17 protein-coding genes are annotated in these 17,917 nt (G+C 66.0%); 1 reads left to right on the top strand and 16 read right to left on the bottom strand.

Annotated features, from left to right (window positions below; genetic code table 11):
• Window positions 1-20: 20 nt before the first annotated feature.
• Window positions 21-1,223, bottom strand: coding sequence for an aldo/keto reductase (locus tag K6142_RS14050; protein ID WP_190245088.1), 1,203 nt, complete (start codon window positions 1,221-1,223; stop codon window positions 21-23).
• A 340-nt stretch (window positions 1,224-1,563) separates the two neighbouring features.
• Here K6142_RS14050 and K6142_RS14045 point away from each other — a divergent pair, with 340 nt between their 5' ends.
• Window positions 1,564-2,421, top strand: coding sequence for an AraC family transcriptional regulator N-terminal domain-containing protein (locus tag K6142_RS14045; protein WP_411722708.1), 858 nt, complete (start codon window positions 1,564-1,566; stop codon window positions 2,419-2,421).
• 157 nt (window positions 2,422-2,578) lie between these two features.
• Here the strand turns inward: K6142_RS14045 and K6142_RS14040 are convergent, their stop codons facing one another.
• The 15 genes from K6142_RS14040 to K6142_RS13970 all read right to left on the bottom strand — a co-directional run bounded on the left by K6142_RS14040 (window position 2,579) and on the right by K6142_RS13970 (window position 17,807).
• Window positions 2,579-3,001, bottom strand: a complete 423-nt coding sequence (locus K6142_RS14040) for a DUF4079 family protein (RefSeq protein WP_190245086.1) — start codon at window positions 2,999-3,001, stop codon at window positions 2,579-2,581.
• A gap of 48 nt (window positions 3,002-3,049) precedes the next feature.
• Window positions 3,050-4,090 (bottom strand): UbiA family prenyltransferase, encoded by a 1,041-nt coding sequence (locus tag K6142_RS14035; protein ID WP_190245085.1) that lies wholly within the window; start codon window positions 4,088-4,090, stop codon window positions 3,050-3,052.
• 72 nt (window positions 4,091-4,162) lie between these two features.
• Window positions 4,163-5,380: a cytochrome c oxidase subunit II gene (gene coxB / locus K6142_RS14030; protein WP_190245084.1), complete on the bottom strand. Its 1,218-nt coding sequence runs from the start codon at window positions 5,378-5,380 to the stop codon at window positions 4,163-4,165.
• A 6-nt stretch (window positions 5,381-5,386) separates the two neighbouring features.
• Window positions 5,387-5,677 carry a cytochrome C oxidase subunit IV family protein gene (locus tag K6142_RS14025; protein ID WP_012611683.1) on the bottom strand — a complete coding sequence of 97 codons (291 nt, stop codon included), beginning with the start codon at window positions 5,675-5,677 and terminating at the stop codon, window positions 5,387-5,389.
• A 9-nt stretch (window positions 5,678-5,686) separates the two neighbouring features.
• Window positions 5,687-6,283: a cytochrome c oxidase subunit 3 family protein gene (locus K6142_RS14020; RefSeq protein ID WP_012611684.1), complete on the bottom strand. Its 597-nt coding sequence runs from the start codon at window positions 6,281-6,283 to the stop codon at window positions 5,687-5,689.
• Complete coding sequence (gene ctaD, locus K6142_RS14015) at window positions 6,276-7,901, bottom strand: cytochrome c oxidase subunit I (protein WP_190245083.1); 1,626 nt, start codon at window positions 7,899-7,901, stop codon at window positions 6,276-6,278. The genes K6142_RS14020 and ctaD overlap by 8 nt, the downstream gene beginning before the upstream one ends.
• A gap of 82 nt (window positions 7,902-7,983) precedes the next feature.
• Window positions 7,984-8,991, bottom strand: a complete 1,008-nt coding sequence (locus K6142_RS14010; protein ID WP_223380906.1) for an SCO family protein — start codon at window positions 8,989-8,991, stop codon at window positions 7,984-7,986.
• Window positions 8,992-9,241: 250 nt separating this feature from the next.
• Window positions 9,242-9,550 (bottom strand): c-type cytochrome, encoded by a 309-nt coding sequence (locus K6142_RS14005; protein WP_012611687.1) that lies wholly within the window; start codon window positions 9,548-9,550, stop codon window positions 9,242-9,244.
• 68 nt (window positions 9,551-9,618) lie between these two features.
• Window positions 9,619-9,945 (bottom strand): c-type cytochrome, encoded by a 327-nt coding sequence (locus K6142_RS14000; protein WP_190245081.1) that lies wholly within the window; start codon window positions 9,943-9,945, stop codon window positions 9,619-9,621.
• A gap of 257 nt (window positions 9,946-10,202) precedes the next feature.
• On the bottom strand, window positions 10,203-11,288 hold the full coding sequence (secF, locus tag K6142_RS13995) for a protein translocase subunit SecF (RefSeq protein WP_190245080.1): 1,086 nt from the start codon (window positions 11,286-11,288) through the stop codon (window positions 10,203-10,205).
• Window positions 11,289-11,303: 15 nt separating this feature from the next.
• The gene (gene secD / locus K6142_RS13990) at window positions 11,304-12,902 is read right to left on the bottom strand and encodes a protein translocase subunit SecD (RefSeq protein WP_190245079.1); all 1,599 of its coding nucleotides are present in this window, start codon (window positions 12,900-12,902) and stop codon (window positions 11,304-11,306) included.
• 125 nt (window positions 12,903-13,027) lie between these two features.
• Window positions 13,028-13,429 carry a preprotein translocase subunit YajC gene (gene yajC / locus K6142_RS13985; RefSeq protein ID WP_190245078.1) on the bottom strand — a complete coding sequence of 134 codons (402 nt, stop codon included), beginning with the start codon at window positions 13,427-13,429 and terminating at the stop codon, window positions 13,028-13,030.
• 216 nt (window positions 13,430-13,645) lie between these two features.
• On the bottom strand, window positions 13,646-15,538 hold the full coding sequence (locus K6142_RS13980) for a cation:proton antiporter (protein ID WP_223380905.1): 1,893 nt from the start codon (window positions 15,536-15,538) through the stop codon (window positions 13,646-13,648).
• A gap of 317 nt (window positions 15,539-15,855) precedes the next feature.
• Window positions 15,856-16,701, bottom strand: coding sequence for a hypothetical protein (locus K6142_RS13975; RefSeq protein ID WP_223290410.1), 846 nt, complete (start codon window positions 16,699-16,701; stop codon window positions 15,856-15,858).
• Window positions 16,698-17,807 carry a class II glutamine amidotransferase gene (locus K6142_RS13970; RefSeq protein ID WP_190245445.1) on the bottom strand — a complete coding sequence of 370 codons (1,110 nt, stop codon included), beginning with the start codon at window positions 17,805-17,807 and terminating at the stop codon, window positions 16,698-16,700. The genes K6142_RS13975 and K6142_RS13970 overlap by 4 nt, the downstream gene beginning before the upstream one ends.
• Window positions 17,808-17,917 lie beyond the last annotated feature (110 nt).

The following is a 17,917-nucleotide window of genomic DNA, read 5'->3' as shown; positions in this document are numbered from 1 at the left end:
AAAGGCCATCTGGAACGCCCCTACGTGGTGCGGCGCAGAAGCTGCCGCCCCGCTTCCTGCAACTGGGCAAAGTCCGGCCCTTCCAGTTCGGCGGCCAGTTCGGCCAGCACTTCCGGAATGGCGATGTTTTGCGGACAGTTTTCCACGCACTGGCCGCAGGCCACGCACTGCGAGGCGTAACCGGGGCCCTCGCTGCCGATCTCGCCGCTCATGCGCAGGGCGTACATGAACTTGCCTTCCGCGATGTTCCCGAACATGTGCATCTTGTTGTACGTCTCGAAGCACATGGGAATGGAAACGCCCATGGGGCACGGCATGCAGTAGCCGCAGCCGGTGCAGCGCACCTTCATCAGTTCGCGGTACTTGGCGCTGGCACGGGCCACCAGTTCCAGTTCCAGCGGGGTCATGGCCCCGGCCTCGGCGGTGCCCGCAATGGCCAGGTTTTCGGCGATGTGCGCTTCCTCGTTCATGCCGGAGAGCACCACGGTCACTTCCGGGTGGTTCCATATCCAGCGCAGCGCCCATTCCACCGGGGTGCGCCGCACGGGCGACTCGTCCCAGATGGCCTGCACGGCGGGCGGCGCGGTGATCAGCCCCAGATTGCCGCCGCGCAGCGGCTCCATGATGACCACGCCGATGCCCTTGCCCGCCGCGTAGCGCAGCCCTTCGGTGCCTGCCTGATAGGTCTCGTCCAGGTAGTTGTACTGGATCTGGCAGAACACCCAGGGGTAGGCGTCGATGATGCGCTTGAAGTCTTCCGCCAGCCCGTGGAACGAAAACCCGGCGTTGACGATGCGCCCGTCGGCCTTGGCCGCTTCCAGAAATTCCAGCACGCCCAGGCCGTGCACTATGTCCCACAGGGGGCCGTTCAGCGCGTGCACCAGATAGTAGTCGATGCTCGAAACCCCAAGGCGTTCCAGCTGCGCGTCCAGGTAGCGATCCATGTCTGCGCGGGTCTTCAGCAGCCACGAGGGCAGCTTGGTCGCCACTTTCACCTTCTCGCGGTAGCCGTCGCGCAGGGCCTTGCCGAGCACGATCTCGCTCTCGCCGTGGTGGTACGGCCACGCCGTATCCATGTAGTTGACCCCGCCATCGATGGCGCTGCGGATCTGCGCGATGGCGCGGGCCTCGTCCACCTTGCCGTCCAGCATGGGCAGGCGCATGCAGCCGAAGCCCAGCGCCGACAGCGTGTCACCGTTACCGGGCATGGTTCTGTACAGCACGTCTCGCTCCTTCGGTGCCGGGCGTGGTGCGCCCGTTCACGGTTACGCGGCCTTTGCGGCTCCCCTCGTCCGCAAGGAATCGTGAGGACTCTTGCGGAAAAGGCCGCCGCTGCCGCCATCCGGACCGCGTACCGCCGATGTGACCGGCGAACGCGGGGGATGTTCGATGCTCCGTGAATAAACGGACCATGCCCCGGTGAGAAGGCACATTCCTGCCAATATCTTGCCTGATCCTGCAACCCATAGCAGAAACGCACCAAAGCTGTTACGTTTCCGAAATCGGCGCGCGGCCCAGATTGCACGCCGAACTGGAGGCTACATGCCTGAAATAGCAGAACTCATGAGCAAGCTTGCCATCAGCGAGGGCAAGACGGAAACCGGCCTGCCCGGCGTGGGGCTGTACAGAACCTCCGGCTCCATCCACCGCACGCCGCTGCTGTACCAGCAGGGGCTGATCATTCTCGGCCAGGGGGCCAAGCTGGTGCACTTTGGCGGTCGGGTCTACCAGTACGACCAGGACCACTACCTGGCCCTCAGCGTGCCCATTGCCGCCGAATGCGAGGCCGTGGCCACGCCGGAAAAGCCGTTGCTGTCCCTGGTCGTGGACATCGACCTTGGCGTGCTCAACCAACTCATAGGTCAGATAGAAGACCGTATCGACTACCGGTCGCTGACGCAAGGGTGCACCCATCAGGGGCTGTTTCTGGCCAAGGCCGACGCCGCGTTCAGGAGCACGGTGCTGCGCCTGCTGATGGCGCTATCCTGCCCGCTGGAAGCGCAGGTGCTGGGCCCGGGTCTGGTGCGCGAACTGCTGTTCCGGGTGCTGTGCGGAGAGAATGCGGCGGCCCTGCACGCGCTGGCCACCAAGAACACCAACATGTCGCGCATCGAAAAGGCCCTGAAGCAGATCCACGGCAACTTTTCGGAGCCGTTCAACGTGGACCAGTTGGCGGGGTTCGTGAACATGAGCCCGTCCACCTTCCACCGGGCCTTCAAGGACGTGACCGCGTTCTCGCCCATCCAGTACCTGAAGCGGGTGCGCCTGAACAAGGCGCGCAGCCTGCTGCGCGAGGACGGCGTGCGCGCCAGCGAGGCCGCGCGCATGGTGGGCTATGAAAGTGTTTCGCAATTCAGCCGGGAATTTCGCCGCTACTTCGGCATCAGTCCCAGCCACGCGGGCGGGCTGAGCGGGGAATGACCCGCAGCAGCAGTGGCGTGGACGGATATTCCCGACATCTGGTCCAGTCTCCGGCCAGCCAGGCGCACGGGCGACCGCCCCGCCAATGCATGACGCCCGGTGGCGGCGGGCCGGGCCTGCCGCACGCCGGGCGTGAACACGGCGATACGATTGCGGCCTACAGCAGGTAGATGCGCACCACGCCGATGCCCGTCCACAACTGCCACAGGGCCAGCAGCACCAGCAGCAGGTTGTTGACACCGTGCACCAGCGGCAGCAGCTTGCGGCGCTTCTTCACCACGTCCATGCGCTGGCCGGTGAAGTAGCCCACCGCGCACAGCGGCACCATCAGCAGGCCCACCCAGGCGTGCGCGCCGGTAATGAACATGCTTGACCACGCCAGCCGGGCCACGGCCAGCCCCAGCAGCGAACCCGCCGCCCATACTCCCAGGGCCACGGTGCCCCATTTGACGTGCGGCTTCCAAGGAAAGACCACCTTGCGCCCCATGTGCGATGCCTGGAAGCGTATCCAGCCGAAATACATGGCGTACAGGCCGATGAGCGTGGCGACGAATTGCAGGACGGGGTGAATCCAGACCATGGCGGCTCCCGGTGCGGATGTGGAGGGAAGAGGTAGTAGTATCCGTAGTTAGAACAAAGGCAGCATCCGGTCCAGCAGCAACAGCAGCATCAGCGCGGGCATGGCTGCATCGGCGGCGCGCAGGGCAAGACACTCGCGTGGGGTCGTGCCCGCATCGCTCGCAGTCATTTCCGCAGCGTCTCCTTCCACGCCGCGCCCTGTCCGCGCCAGCGCCGACACTCCCAGCAGGGCCACGCCCAGCAGGACCACCCCGGCACGCACCAGCGGGGCATGCAACAGGGGAAACACGGGCAGCATCAACACGGCCACGGCATAGGCGTGGTACCACACCCGCAACAGCCGCGCGTAGCGCGCGGCGGCAAACTGGGCGGGCGGAACGGGCAGGCCTGCCCGGACGTAGTGGATGCGTTCGCGCTGGGCGCGCAGCCAGAAATGGGGCACCTGCCACAGCACGTATACTCCGTACAGCAGGATGGCCACGGGGTCGCGCGGGTCGCCGCCCGCCGCCATCCAGCCCAGCAGGGGCGGCATGGCCCCCACCAGGGCGCCCGGCAGCAGGGCGAACGACGTGACGCGCTTCAGCGGGGTGTACACCCCGTTGTAGACCACGGCGATGCCCGCGCCCACCAGCAGCAGCGACAGACCGGACACCGGGTAACCCGACACGGGCGAACCGGCGCCGGACACGGCAGCGTACGGAAGCTTTCCGGCATGCAGGTACGCCTGCGATGCGGCCAACTTTCCCGCCGCATGCAGACACCCCAGCGCCGCCACGAACAGCAGCGCGCCAATGCCCGTGGCCGTCCACGGCGCCATGCGCCCGGCAGGCAGGGGACGCCCCGCCGTGCGGGGCAGCAGCGCGTCGATGTCCCGCTCCTGCGCCTGATTCCACGCCGAGCAGGCGGCGGCCAGCAACATGGCCCCGGCCACCACCCAGGCCAGCGCGGCAGCGGGATTGCCCACGGACAGGGCGGCGGCCCCGCCAAAGGGCAGCGGCACGGCCAGCAGAAAGCCGAACGCCGTGGCCGCCCCCACCATCAGGGTCACGTTCAGGCGCAGCAGCAGGCGCAGGTCATGCAGACTGGGCATACGTCAGTGTTCTCCGGCAGGGTGCTCCCCGCCCATCAGTTCGGAAGCCTGCGCGCAAAAGGCCGGTCTGCATCAATGCGAATGCTCGCCCAGTGACTTGATGTACTCCACCATGGCCCCCAACTGCTCCGGCGTCAGGTGGTCATACGGCGGCATCATGGGGTCGAACCCCTTCACCGTGCCCTGTGACGGCGCATTGGCGATCTTGGCGCGCAGGTACGCCTCGTCGGCGGTGGCCTGTTGTTCCTTGCCGTCACGCAGCACGGTGGTGGGTGCGTTCCACAGCCCCTTCAGGGTAGGCCCGGCAATGATGGAGCCGTCGGTGGAATGGCACGAGATGCAGCCCTCGGCCTCCATCAGCCGCCTGCCTTCCTCGCGGCCCACTTCGTTGCCGTGCATCAGCCACGCCAGCATCTGCTCCATGTCCTCGTTCGGCACCATGCCTTCCGTGGACGGCATGATGGGGTCGTAGCCCGCCACCACCTCTCCGTTGGGGTCGGTGAAGGCGCGGCGCAGGTAGCCTTCGTCGGCCACCACCTTGCGTTTCGTGCCGTCCGGCAGGGCCACCTCGCGCTCGGCGCCGTACAGGTCCTTGAAGGTGGGGCCGACACCGGGCGTTCCGTCCAGCGAATGGCACGAGGTACAGCCGTAGGTTTCCATCAGCGCCCTGCCCTTGCCGCCGGGGGCCTCGGTGCTGGCCAGCCAGGCATCGAAGGCGGGCTTGTCCACCACCTTCACCGTGGTGATCATGTTGGCGTGCTTCAGGCCGCAGTATTCGGCGCACAACAGGTCGTATTCGCCGGGGCGGTCGGCCTTGAACCAGGCATAGGTTTCCATGCCGGGCACGGTGTCCATCTTGATGCGGAAGGCCGGCACGTACAGGCTGTGGATCACGTCCGTGCTGGTCATGTTCAGCTTGACCGGCGTGTCCACCGGCACCACCAGCACGCTGCCCCGCTTGCCGCCGGGGTATTCGAACACCCACGACCACATGCGGGCCGTCACCTTCACCTCCATGGCGTCCTTGGGCACGGTGCGCAGGGCCTTGTAGCCCTCCCAACCGTAGTAGAACAGCCCCATGACGATGATGGAGGGGATGACCGTCCAGGCAATCTCGGCGGGCACGTTGCCGGAAAACTGCGCGGGCACGGGGTGGCGCGATTCGTGGTAGCGCCACACGAACCACAGCATGGCCGCAGTGATGGCCAGCAGCACGAATACCGAAAACCCGAAGATGATGGTGAACGCAAGGTCCACCTGCTGCACGGGCGTCAACGATTGCGGATACATGGGAACCTACCTGTAGGCCACGTCGAAGAAGGTGAACCCGATGGCGATGGCAAGGATGACGAAGGCCGTGAACACCATCAGCCGGATGACCCTGCCCTCGTAGCGCAGGTGCATGAACCACAGGATGACCAGCCCCGCCTTGATGGTGGCCACGCTCAGCGCCACCACCACGTTCAGGAAGCCGAAGTCGAAACTGGTGACGCCCACGGTGATGGCGGTCAGCATCATCAGGGCCGCCCACACCAGCATGTTGGTGCGCACCGGGACGGCGTGGTGCTCTGTATCGTGTCCGGTCATGCTGGCCCCCTAGACCACAAGGTAGAAGAGCGGAAACAGGTAGATCCACACCAGGTCCACCAGGTGCCAGTACAGGCCGCCGTTTTCCAGGAACACGAAGTGCTCCGGGGTCACCCGGCCCACGCGCATCAGGTGCCAGCCGTACATCAGCACGGCCGCGCCGATGATCACGTGGATGCCGTGCAGCCCGGTCATCAGGTAGTACAGGTTGAAGAACACCATCTCGCCGGGCGGCAGCTTGAGCAGCGCGGGGCTGTCGGGGTAGATGCCGTGGCCGATCTTGGCGCTCCATTCGAAGAACTTGTTCACCAGGAACACCCCGGCCATGGTCACGGTCAGCAGCACCAGCCGCTGCGAAAGCACCACCTTGCCGCGTTGCAGCGCGCTGATGGCCAGCGCCATGCACAGCGAACTGGTAATGAGCACAATGGTGTTGGCCGTACCGAAGATACGGCTCAGATCCTTGCCCGCGGCGTGGAATTCCGCCGGGTAGCGGTGCAGGTACACGGCATAGAGCAGGAACAGCCCGCCGAACAGCAGCACTTCCGTGAACAGGAAGAGCCACATGCCGATCTTGGCGCCTTCATAGTCGCGGTGCTCATGCATCGGGCTTCACCCCCGTGTAGTCGTAGGGACCATGGGTGACCACGGGCTCGGCCTCGAAGTTGTGGTGCGGGGGCGGCGAAGGCACCGTCCACTCCAGGGTGGCCCCGCCCCACGGATTGCGACCCACGGGCTTGCCGTGGCGGATGCCCCGCCACAGGTTCCAGAACATCAGCAGCAGCCCCGCCGCCAGCACCCACGAACCCATGGTGGAGATGAAGTGCCCCTCGGCATACTTGGGCAGGTAGTCGTAGTAGCGGCGCGGCATGCCCTGCAGCCCCAGGATGAACATGGGAAAGTACAGGATGTTGAAGCCCACGAAGGCGATCAGGCACGACCAGTTGGCGATGCGTTTGTTGTACATGCGCCCGTAGACCTTGGGGAACCAGTAGTGCATGGCCCCGAACAGCCCGAAGCCCAACCCGCCGAAGATCACGTAGTGGAAATGCGCCACCACGAAGTAGGTGTCGTGCACGTGCACGTCGGTGCCCGCCGCGCCCAGCACAAGGCCCGTCAGCCCGCCGATGGAGAACAGGAAGATGAACGCCAGCGCGTACCACAGGGGCGGTTCCACCCGGATGGACCCCTTGTACAGCGTGGACACCCAGTTGAAGACCTTGATGGCCGACGGAATGGCCACCACGAAGGTCAGGAACGAGAAGACCATCACCGCCGTGTCGCTCATGCCACTGACGAACATGTGGTGCGCCCACACCAGCGACCCGGCGAAGGCGATGGCAAGGCTGGAGAAGGCGATCATCTTGTAGCCGAAGATGGGCTTGCGCGCGAACACCGGCAGAATCTCGGAGATCACGCCCATGGCGGGCAGGATCATGATGTACACCGCCGGGTGCGAATAGATCCAGAACAGGTGCTGGTACAGGATGGGGTCGCCCCCGCGCGAGGGATCGAACAGGCCCACGCCCAGCACGCGCTCGACGAAGATCAGCAGCACCGTGATGCCCAGCACCGGCGTGGCCAGCACCTGAATCCATCCGGTGGCGTACAGCGACCAGCAGAACAGCGGCAGGCGCGTCCAGGTCATGCCGGGGGCGCGCAACCGGTGCAGGGTGGTGATGAAGTTCAGCCCGGTGAGGATGGACGAAAAGCCCAGGATGAACACGGCAACGACGGCCACGTCCACGTTGGTGGTGGTCACCGCGCTGAAGGGCACGTAGAAGGTCCAGCCGGTGTCGGGCGCGCCCTTGCCGGTGACCAGCGAGACCACGGCCAGCACCGCGCCGGTGACGTACAGCCACCACGAAAAGATGTTCAGCCGGGGAAAGGACACGTCCTCCGCCCCTATCTGGATGGGCAGGAAGATGTTGCCGAACGCGGCGGGAATGCTGGGGATGACCACCAGGAAGATCATCACCACCCCGTGCAGGGTGAACAGCGCGTTGTAGGTCTGCTGTCCCATGATGGTGCGGCCCGGCGCGATGAGCTCCAGCCGGATCAGGAAGCCGAGTGTCAGCCCCACCAGAAACATGGCGACGATGCAGTACAGGTACAGCATGCCGATGCGCTTGTGGTCGGTGCTGAAAATCCACGAGGCAATCCCGCCCTTCGTGCCGGGCAACGGCTGGAAGAAGTTCGGGTGGTCGTGCGCGTCTGCGCTCATGCGATGGTCTCCTGTGTCTGGTGCGGGCAGTGGACGACGTATGGACGATGAACGGGACGGGGCGCGCACGCCGGAACGGCGGCTATCCCTGCGATGAACCTGACGAAGGCGGGTCTGTCGGCGGCGCCTTGGGCGGTGGAGGCCCTCCGGGGCCCTTGCGTTCCTTCCTGCGCGGGCCGCCCCACACCAGCACGAACAGCAGCACCGCCGCGCCGAACAGGATGATCATTCCCGCTATGCGCATGAAGTCGAACACATAGCGCCGCCCTTCCGGGTCGTAGGTGAAGCAGTACGACAGCACGCGCTTCACCGACAGGCCGATGGTGCCGTGCGAGGCTTCCGTGACGGCCATGGTCAGGTCGAAGGGCATGAAATTCTGGCCGTACAGGTAGCGCACCACCTTGCCGCCCGGCGCGGTGACCACCAGCACCACGGGATGGATGAAGTCGCGCCCCTGCCGGGTGAACCGGAACCCGATGGCATCCATGAACCTGTTGATGGACGCGAGGTCGCCGGACAGGAAGCGCCAGCCGTCTTCCGGATAGGCGAAATTCATGGCCGCGAAATAGTTCTGCTTCTTTCGCGCTGCCAGTTGCGGGGTGTCCGTCTCGTCAAAGCTCACGGACAGCACCCGGTAGTCCTTGCCGGGTTGCAGCGAAACCTGCGGCAGCACCCGCGCCAGCGAGCTTTGCAGCATGTTGCACACGGTGGGGCAGGAATAATAGATGGGCGCGATGATCACCGGAACGTCCATCAGGGTGCGCGGGTCGATGGGGTTGCCCGACTCGTCGCGCAGCAGAATGCCCTCGGGGATGATGTCGCCGAGGCGCTCGTCAACGCCTGCAAGTGGAGTCTGGGCGGATGGATCGCCCGAAGCGCCCTGCCCCGCCTGAATCGCCTGAATCGGCTGACCGGGTTGCCCCAGCTTGCCCGTGGTGGGCGGGGGCACCGGGTGCACGTGCTCTGCCGGGGGCTGGGCGGTTTCTGCGGCGCCATGTCCGGCATGGGAATCCTGCGCCGGGGCGGCATCCGCCGGGGTGTGTCCCGCGTGCCCCGCGCCTCCGTCCGGGGTCGCCAGAGCCTGGGGCATGGCGGCACTGCCGTGCCCGTCATGCCCGGCAGTGGTCGTGGCGGGCTCGGCAGCGGCCGTGGCGGGCGGCGCACCATCGGCGGCGGCCAGCAGAGCGGGAGACAAAACGTGGGGCGGAACGGCGGTCGAAACCGCCGCCCTGCCCCACGTGGCGCACATGCCAAACAGACAGGTCAGCAAGGCTGTGGCGACGAACGCGCGTACACCGGCAACCGTCGCGGAATGAAAGCGCACGCGCATCGCCCCGTTCCTACAGCTTGGACATGTAATCGGCCATGGCCTTCATTTCCTCGTCGGAGTAGCGCTTGACGAGGTTGGTCATGACGGCCTTCTTCTCGCCGCCGTAGCTGCCGTCGGCGTAGCCCTTCAGCTTCTTGAACAGTTCGTCGGCCTTCTGGCCCTTTACCGCGTGGCCCACGCCCATGGCCTGCTTGGAGCCGTCGGCCCCGTGGCAGCCCACGCACGACTTGTACAGGGCCGCACCATCGGCGGCCATGGCGGCGGAAACGCCAAAGGCAAGGGCGGCACAGATGCTCATGACCACAAGAATGCGTTTCATGCGAGTTCTCCTGTTCTGGTGATGTCGGGTTTACCCGATAACGCGCGGGGCGCACCCGCCGAATCGGTCTAGAAGGAGGCGATGTGCGCGGCCAAAGCGCGCATGTCCTCATCCGAAAGCTTTTTGGCGATACCGGCCATGACGGCCTTCTTCGAGCCGCCATAGCTGCCATCCGCGTAGCCCTTGAGCTTGCCGTACAGGGCGTCGGCGGTCTGGCCCTTCACGGGGCGCGCCGCCCCCAGGGCCGCCTTGCCGCCATCCTCTCCGTGGCAGCCGGCACACTGGGCATACAGCCCGGCGCCATCGGCGGCCACGGCGGGGCTGACCGCCACCGGAATCCACGTCGTACAGGCCAGCAGCGCGCCAAGAGCCGTTGCGACCAGGCTTGTCTTCATGTCACCTCCACGGGGCCAAAACGATTCCAAGTACCCGTAGGATAACGCCTGTCGGCGAAAAAAAGCAACCGTATTCGCGCCTTGTCCGCAAGCCCCGCGCCACGGCCTCGCCCATGGACGCATCGCGTGCCGCACCCTTGGCGCAATATTCACGCAGTTCTTACGCAATCGGCCGCTATTGAGGATGATAACATGAAAAAACGGGCGGCACTCGCGCGCCGCCCGTTCCTTTTTCAATCCTTGCCGGAAAAGACCGTCTACACGGCCCCTTCCTGTCCGACACGCGGCGCGGGTTCCTTTTCCTCTTCGGGCATGCCGAAGTGCAGCAGCACCGGGCTTGCCACGAAGATGGACGACAGGATGCCCACGAACACGCCCACCAGCATGGTCAGCGCGAAGTCGTGGATGACCCCGCCGCCCAGCACGTACAGCGCCAGGATGACCACCAGCGTGGTGCCGCCCGTCAGGATGGTGCGGCTGAGCGTCTGGTTGATGCTGGCGTTGATGATATGCGCGTAGGTCCATTCCTTGCGGTGGGTGCGCAGCGTTTCGCGAATGCGGTCGTAGACGATGATGGTGTCGTTCAGCGAGTAGCCCACCAGCGTCAGGATGGCCGCCACGATGTTCAGGTCCACTTCCTTGTTCAGCAGGGACAGCACGCCCATGGTGATGAGCACGTCGTGCACCAGGGCCACGATGGCCCCCAGGGCGAAGTTGAGCCGCAGCTTCCAGCACAGCACCAGCGTGAGGACCAGGGAGAACGGCACCAGCCACAGCCGGGGCACGCCGACGAGGCCCAGCAGGTACATGCCGCCCGCCAGGGTGCCCGCCATGACGGCGGACGCCATCCAGCGCCGCTCGAACCGCCCGGAGATGTAGATGGCTATGAGCAGCACCGCGTAGTACAGCGCTTCCACGGCCTTGCTCTTCAGGTCCGCGCCAACCTTGGGGCCGACCATTTCCAGGCGCTGGACCTCGAAGCTGGCGTCCTTGATGTTGGTGGTCAGCGCCCCGGTGACGGCCGTGCGGATGGCCTCGGCCGATTCATCCGTATGCGACATGCGGATGAGGTAGTCGGTTTCGCCCTCGCCGAAGCGCTGCACGGCAAGGCCGGGCAGATTGGCGCCTTCCAGGCTCTTCTTCAGGTCGTCGTCATGCACGGGCCGGTCGAACTTGACCTGCACGATGGCGCCGCCCGCGAAGTCGATGCCGTAGGTCAGCCCGCCCTTGAAGAGCATGGACGCAAGCCCGATGAGCACGAGCACGATGGAAATCACGTACGCCTTGTGGCGCATGCCCACGAAGTCGTAATTGGTATCATGCCGGATGAACGAGAAACCCATTGTGGTTCTCCTCCGCTATATGCTGAGGCGTTTGTCGCCCGAACCGCCCTTCCAGGCATGGAAGATCACGCGCGAGACGAAGATGGCGGTGAACATGGACGCGATGATGCCCAGCGACAGCGTGACGGCAAAGCCGCGCACCGGGCCGGTGCCGAACTGGTACAGGATGGCCGCCGCGATGATGGTGGTCAGGTTCGAGTCGGTGATGGCCAGCGTGGCGCGGTCGAAGCCTTCGTGGATGGCCGAAAGCACCGTGTGCCCCCTGCGCAGTTCCTCCCGGATGCGTTCGTAGATCAGCACGTTGGCGTCCACGGCCATGCCAAGGGTCAGCACGATGCCCGCAAGGCCCGGCATGGTCAGGGTGGCGCCGAAGGCAGCCATGCCCGCCAGGATGAGCAGCACGGTGAAGCACAGCATGACGTCGGCGATAAGGCCGGACACGCCGTAGTACACCACCATGAAGATCATCACCGCCGCGCCGCCGACAACGGCGGCAAGGATGCCCTTGTCGATGGATTCCTGGCCCAGCGAGGGACCGACGGTGCGCTCCTCGAGCACGCTCACCGGCGCGGGCAGCGAACCCGCGCGCAGCACGATGGCAAGATCCTGCGCCTCTGCCGTGGAGAACTTGCCGGTGATGCTGGCGCGGCCACCGCCGATCTTTTCCTGGATGACCGGCGCGGAGTAGACCTTGCCGTCCAGCACGATGGCCATGCGCTTGCGCACGTTTTCCTGGGTGATGCGTTCGAACATGGCCGCGCCGCGGCTGTTGAAGGTCAGCATCACGTAGGCCTGGTTGAAATTGTCGAAGCCGGGGCGCGCATCGGCCACGTATTCGCCGGTAAGCACGGCTTCCTTGTCCACCACCACGGGGGTTTCGGCCTGGCTGCCGTCGGCCCCGCGCCGGATCATGGGCCGCACTTCGGTACCGGGCGGCAGAATGCCGCGCGCGGCCTTTTCCGCATCCACGTCGTCGCGCACGATGTGGAATTCCAGGTGGGCCGTCTGGCCGATGATCTGGATGGCGCGCTGGGTGTCGTGCAGGCCGGGCAGCTGGATCTGGATGCGGTTGTCCTGCTGCTTGCGGATGTCCGGTTCGGCCACGCCGAACTGGTCGATGCGGTTGCGGATGGTCTTGACCGCCTGTTCCAGCGCCATATCGCTGATGTTCTTGCGATATTCCGGCTTCATGGTGGCCACGTAGCGCAACTGCCCGTCATCGGTGGTCTGCGGCGCGGCAACGCTGAGCTGATGGAACTGCTTGGCCAGCAGTTCGCCCAGCACGTCGCGCTGCTCGGCCTTGGCCAGCACGAACTCTATGCGGTCGCCGGGCAGCACGCGCGGGCGCAGGACGAAGACGTCCTTCTCGCGGGCAGAGGTGCGGATGTCCTGGCCCATCTGGGTCAGCGAGTTTTCCACGGCCTTGTCCACGTCGACGCCGAGCGTCAGGTGGATGCCGCCCATGAGGTCAAGCCCGAGGCTTATGGTGCTGTCGGGCAGAAACCGGCCCAACGGCGAAGACTTGATGCCCGGCAGGCTCGGCAGCACGTAGGCCACGCCGAACAGCAGCACGGCCAGCACCACGGCGAGTCTCCAGCGGAAACCCTCTTTCATTGCGACTCCTGGAGTTGCTGTATGTCACGCGGGTGCGGCGCGCGGCCGCATTCACGGCAAAAAGGCAAGCAGGCGCCAGCCTGAACGACGGCGCGCGTGCTTGCCCCATGCCGAGGGAAACGGGGCTACTTCTGCCCGTCCTTCCCTTCTTCCTTCTTGTCCGCGTCCTTGGCGGCCTTCTTGTCGGCAGGCTTCTTTTCTTCCTTCTTCGCCTTGGGGTCGATGACCGCGCTGACGAAAGAACGGCCCACGCGGATCTTGGTTTCACCAAGGTCGAGCACAAGCACGTCGTCCTGCACTTCGAACACGCGGGCGTAGATGCCCCCGGCGGTAACCACGTTGTCGCCCTTCTTGATGGACTCCAGCATGGCCTTGTGTTCCTTGGCCTTCTTCTGCTGGGGGCGAATCAGGAGAAAGTAGAAGATGGCGAACATGAGAATCAGCGGCACGAAAGACGCGATGGGGTTGGCCCCGCCGCCAGCCGACTGACCCGCGCCCATGGCGTACGCCACGTTGGTCCAGAGCATGATGCCTCCTTGAAGGTTACGCCCCCGCGAGGAGGGCGTTATGGTCGCAAAACGTGACTTACCTACCTGCCGTGGCCTTTTTTTTCAACGCTTTTCTGGTCGCCGGACCGCGTGGCCCATGCGGCGCGCGCGCCGGAAGACAGACGGCGACAGGCATGTCCGCCCCGGCAGGAACAGGCTGCGGAAATGACACCACCATCCGGACGGCAGGCGGGCTCAGCAGAAATCGTGGCGGATGCGCCTGCGCTCGGCCTCCACCTGTTCTTCTGTGGCGCCCAGCTCGCGCAGCAGGAAGGTGGACAGCGACAGGGCCACCGCCCCCTCGCCGGAAAAGACCACCTCGGCCCCGCCCGCGCGCAGGGCCTCTGCCTCGCGCAGGTAGGTAGTGTGGATGAGGATGCGCGCATTGGGGTTCACCCCGCGCGCCACCTCGATGATTTCACGCGCGGGCGCCGTCGCCGTGGAGATGATCAGCGCCTCGGCCTCTTCCAGGCCCGCATGGCGCAGTATCTCGGCCTGGGTTGCGTCGCCGTGCACGGCATGCAGGGGCCGCAGGGGGCGTTCGGCATGGCCCGCGCGACCGACGCCGCCGGAATCGTCGGCGCTGGCGGCTCCGGCAACGGTTTCTTCAGGCGCGCCCGGCGCACCGGCCCCACCCGGCGCACCGGCCCCACCCGGCATGACGCCGGTGCCCGCATCCTGCGCGTCCGGGGGCAGCGCCTCGCGCGCGGCCTGCTCGTGCAGTTCGCGCACGGTGTCGATGTTCATTTCCACCACCACCACGTCCATGTCGTTGTCGCGCAGGATGCGGGCAATGGCCCGGCCCACCGGGCCGTAGCCGATCAGCACCACGCGGTGCGCATCATCCACGGGCCCCGGCACCGGGCCATCCCCGGCAGCCGGACGCGCCACGCCGATGCCCCGGCGCGCCAGCGCCTTCATCAGCGGTTCGATCCCCTTGTACAACAGGGGGTTGATGGTGATGGACACCACGGCGGCCACCACCATGGCGTTGCCCGCCTCTGGCGGCAGCACGCCCAGCGCCGTGCCCAACGAGGCGAGAATGAACGAGAATTCGCCAATCTGGGCCAACGCCACGGCCACGGAAACGGCCTTGCGCAGGGGGTGGCCCAGCACCAGCACCACCAGCAACGCGGCCAGCGGCTTGCCCAGCAGCACGATGCCCAGGGTGACCAGCATCAGCGGCCAGCCGGTGGCCAGCGAGGCGGGATCGAACAGCATGCCCACGGACACGAAGAACAGCACGGCGAAGGCATCGCGCATGGGCAGCGCCTCTGCCGCCGCCCGGGCGCTGAACTCGGACTGCCCCACCACCATGCCCGCCAGAAAGGCCCCCAGCGCCATGGACGCGCCGAAGAATTCCGCCGCCCCCACGGCAATGCCCAGCGCCAGCACCAGCACGGCCAGGGTGAACAGGTCGCGCGTGCCGGTACGGGCCACGTAGGACAGCAGCAGCGGAATCACCCGCTGCCCGGCCACCAGCGTAAACACCACCAGTGCGCCCAGCTTCAGGGTGGTGGTGCCCAGGGTGGCCCACACCGACACAGGGGCGCCAGACGCCGCGGCGGGCGGGAACAGCGCGGGCAGCAGCACCAGCACCAGAATGGTGTACAGGTCCTCCACCACCAGCCAGCCGATGGCAACGTGCCCCACAGGGGTGTGCATGGCCCGGTTGTCGGACAGCACACGGGTAAGCACCACGGTGCTGGCCACCGAAATGGCCATGCCGAACACCGCCCCCGCCGTCCACGACCAGCCGAAGAAGTGCGTGGCCAGCATGCCCAGCACCGTGGCGGCGGCAATCTGCACGATGGCCCCCGGCACGGCCACGGAACGCACGGCCATCAGATCCTTGAGATGAAAATGCAGCCCCACCCCGAACATCAGCAGGATCACGCCCAATTCGGCGAACTGGGTGGCCGTGTCCGCGTCGGCCACGAAACCGGGAGAATACGGCCCCACCACCATGCCCGCCAGCAGGTAGCCCACAATGGGCGACAGGCGCAGCTTCTGGGTAATGAAACCAAGGGCCAGCGCGGCGGTGAGGCCGCCCGCAAGAGTCAGGATGAGATCGATGTTGTGAGGCATGCAAGGCTCCGGTCGGGGTGAAGGCGCGGCGCATGGGGCGACACCGGAAAACGGGAACTGCGGACCAATGGAGTAGTATGCACATTCAAACGGCACGAGGCAAGGCGCGAACGCCAATGGCGCGCCTGCCCGGGACAATCGGCAAACGGCGCATATCGATGCCGGACCCGCGCGCAGAGCGGAGAGCGCCAATTCCCGGCGGGTCACCCGGCATGGCACGGCGCGGAAAAACGGCGGCTCCGGCGCGCAACCGTGCCGGAGCCCAGCCTGCTGATGAAAAATGTCCGTCGTGTGCCGGAACGGGCGGACGGCAACGATCAGTTGGTGCCCACGTACATGTTGCCATAGGGCCGGTGCGAGAAGGGGCGTATCTTCACGAACGGCTCGGACAGGATGGTTGCGGCAAGCGCCTCGGCATCGGCGGGTTCCGTGCCGCCGGGCCCGAACTCGCCCGCGAATTCCGCTGCAAAGTCGGCCACATGGCCACGCAGGAATTCCAGGTCCGCCGCGTCCACCGGCTCCATGGAAAGGCCCGGCCCAAGCTGGTATTCCGGCACCCGCCCGCGCAGGTAGATGACCCCGCCGTGCATCCCCGTTCCCAGATTGCGCCCGGTGATGGGCGCATCGGCCATGCCGGAATGCATGCCCAGCAGGATGATGGCCCCGCCCGCCATGTATTCGCCGAGGAAGTCGCCCGCCTTGCCGCCCACCACGATGACCGGCACCCGGTCCATGTAGGCCTTCATGTGGATGCCCACGCGGTAGCCCACGTCGCCGCGCACCAGAATGCGCCCGTCGCGCATGGCGTAGCCCAGCACGTCGCCCGCCATGCCGTGGATGACGATGCGCCCGCCGTCCATGGTGTTGCCCACGCCGTCCTGCGCGTTGCCGTGCACGTGGATGGTGGGGCCGCGCATGAACGCGCCCAGATCCTGCCCCGGCACCCCGCGCACGGTGAAGCGCACGTCTCCCTCCACGGCGGTGGCGATGTAGCGCTGCCCGCGCACCTGCACCACCTCGATGTCGGTGACGCCGTGCTCCAGCGCGGCGCGGATGTGCTCATTGAGCTGGCGGTAGTAGACGCCGGTGGCGTCGATGACGCACCGCTCGCCCTCGCGCTGCACGCAGAAGCCCTTTTCGTCGCACATCACGTCCCCGCTCATGCTGCACCCCCCTGCGGCAGGTAATCGATGATCACGGGCTGGCCCGCCTTGGGCGCCCAGACCCGGTCAAGGTCGCGGGACACCTCGCGGATGGAGCTTTCCTCGCTGGACATGAACACCCGGTCGCCCTTTTCGGCCACCACCAGCGGGCGCAGCTTGACCCGGTCATTGAGGCCCATCATGCCGTTGGAATCCGTCACCAGAATGGCGAAGGGGCCGTTGAGCAGGGCCGAGCCGTAGACCATGCGCAAGGCCTTGAAGGCCTCTCGCTCGGCCTCGGGCATGCGGTCCACCTCGTCCCAGAACGGCGGCGCGAACACCCAACTGGCCTCGCGCTTGGTCAGGCCGTGCTTGCGGATCAGAAGGTCGATCAGATAGGCCACCACCTCGGTGTCGGTCATCAGGGTGCACTCGTAACCGTGCTGGCACAGGTAGCGCTTGTTGATGCCGTAGGACGAGATTTCGCCGTTGTGCACAATGGCCCAGTCCAGCAGGGTGAACGGGTGCGCCCCGCCCCACCAGCCGGGCGTGTTGGTGGGAAAGCGGTTGTGCCCGGTCCACATGTGGGCGTGGTATTCGTCCAGCCGGAAGAAATCGGCGATGTCTTCCGGAAAGCCCACACCCTTGAAGGCGCCCATGTCCTTGCCGCTGGAAAACACGAACACGCCGGGCACCCGGGTGTTGATGTGCATCACCGTGCCCACCATGTAGTCGGCCTCGTCACCTGTGGCCCACGCGGGCCGGTTTGCCTTGGGCGTGACGAAGTAGCGCCAGACCACGGGCGGGTTCTTCACGCTGGCCACCTTGCGGGTGGGGATGGGCTCGGAATGGCGGATGTCGTGAAACTGCTTGATGACGCCCTCGGCCCGCTCCAGCGCGTCGCGGTCGTCGCACATCAGATGGAAGGCGTACCAGTCGGCCCGGTCCGGATAGATGCCGTAGGCCGCGAAGCCGCCGCCCAGCCCGTTGCCACGGTCGTGCATGGTGCACATGGCCGCGATGGGCTCCGACCCCGGTATGAGCCGCCGCGCCCGGTCGATGACGCCGAACACGCCGCAGCCGGAAATGTCCTTCTCGAAATGCCAGAAATCGCGTGGAGCCTGCATGGCCTCTCTCCGTGGTGTCAGTGGGCCTCACCAACTTCAAGTTCTTCTTTAACTCTTTCCCTCGCCGCACCCGGCACACCCCCGGCGGGGCGCAGCGTGGGTGATGGCAA

The sequence above is a fragment of the Nitratidesulfovibrio sp. SRB-5 genome, from assembly GCF_019931275.1.
Classification (GTDB): Bacteria; Desulfobacterota; Desulfovibrionia; order Desulfovibrionales; family Desulfovibrionaceae; genus Cupidesulfovibrio.
Note: the sequence above shows the minus strand (reverse complement) of the source record. Positions and strands in the feature narration are given on the sequence as shown.

What these genes read in the sequence shown, in the direction of transcription:
- K6142_RS14045 (WP_411722708.1), top strand. Translation starts at nt 1,564, where the DNA reads ATGAGCAAGCTTGCCATCAGCGAGGGCAAGACGGAAACCGGCCTGCCC.
- K6142_RS14040 (WP_190245086.1), bottom strand. Translation starts at nt 3,001, where the DNA reads ATGGTCTGGATTCACCCCGTCCTGCAATTCGTCGCCACGCTCATCGGC.
- K6142_RS14035 (WP_190245085.1), bottom strand. Translation starts at nt 4,090, where the DNA reads ATGCCCAGTCTGCATGACCTGCGCCTGCTGCTGCGCCTGAACGTGACC.
- coxB (WP_190245084.1), bottom strand. Translation starts at nt 5,380, where the DNA reads ATGTATCCGCAATCGTTGACGCCCGTGCAGCAGGTGGACCTTGCGTTC.
- K6142_RS14025 (WP_012611683.1), bottom strand. Translation starts at nt 5,677, where the DNA reads ATGACCGGACACGATACAGAGCACCACGCCGTCCCGGTGCGCACCAAC.
- K6142_RS14020 (WP_012611684.1), bottom strand. Translation starts at nt 6,283, where the DNA reads ATGCATGAGCACCGCGACTATGAAGGCGCCAAGATCGGCATGTGGCTC.
- ctaD (WP_190245083.1), bottom strand. Translation starts at nt 7,901, where the DNA reads ATGAGCGCAGACGCGCACGACCACCCGAACTTCTTCCAGCCGTTGCCC.
- K6142_RS14010 (WP_223380906.1), bottom strand. Translation starts at nt 8,991, where the DNA reads ATGCCCCAGGCTCTGGCGACCCCGGACGGAGGCGCGGGGCACGCGGGA.
- K6142_RS14005 (WP_012611687.1), bottom strand. Translation starts at nt 9,550, where the DNA reads ATGAAACGCATTCTTGTGGTCATGAGCATCTGTGCCGCCCTTGCCTTT.
- K6142_RS14000 (WP_190245081.1), bottom strand. Translation starts at nt 9,945, where the DNA reads ATGAAGACAAGCCTGGTCGCAACGGCTCTTGGCGCGCTGCTGGCCTGT.
- secF (WP_190245080.1), bottom strand. Translation starts at nt 11,288, where the DNA reads ATGGGTTTCTCGTTCATCCGGCATGATACCAATTACGACTTCGTGGGC.
- secD (WP_190245079.1), bottom strand. Translation starts at nt 12,902, where the DNA reads ATGAAAGAGGGTTTCCGCTGGAGACTCGCCGTGGTGCTGGCCGTGCTG.
- yajC (WP_190245078.1), bottom strand. Translation starts at nt 13,429, where the DNA reads ATGCTCTGGACCAACGTGGCGTACGCCATGGGCGCGGGTCAGTCGGCT.
- K6142_RS13980 (WP_223380905.1), bottom strand. Translation starts at nt 15,538, where the DNA reads ATGCCTCACAACATCGATCTCATCCTGACTCTTGCGGGCGGCCTCACC.
- K6142_RS13975 (WP_223290410.1), bottom strand. Translation starts at nt 16,701, where the DNA reads ATGAGCGGGGACGTGATGTGCGACGAAAAGGGCTTCTGCGTGCAGCGC.
- K6142_RS13970 (WP_190245445.1), bottom strand. Translation starts at nt 17,807, where the DNA reads ATGCAGGCTCCACGCGATTTCTGGCATTTCGAGAAGGACATTTCCGGC.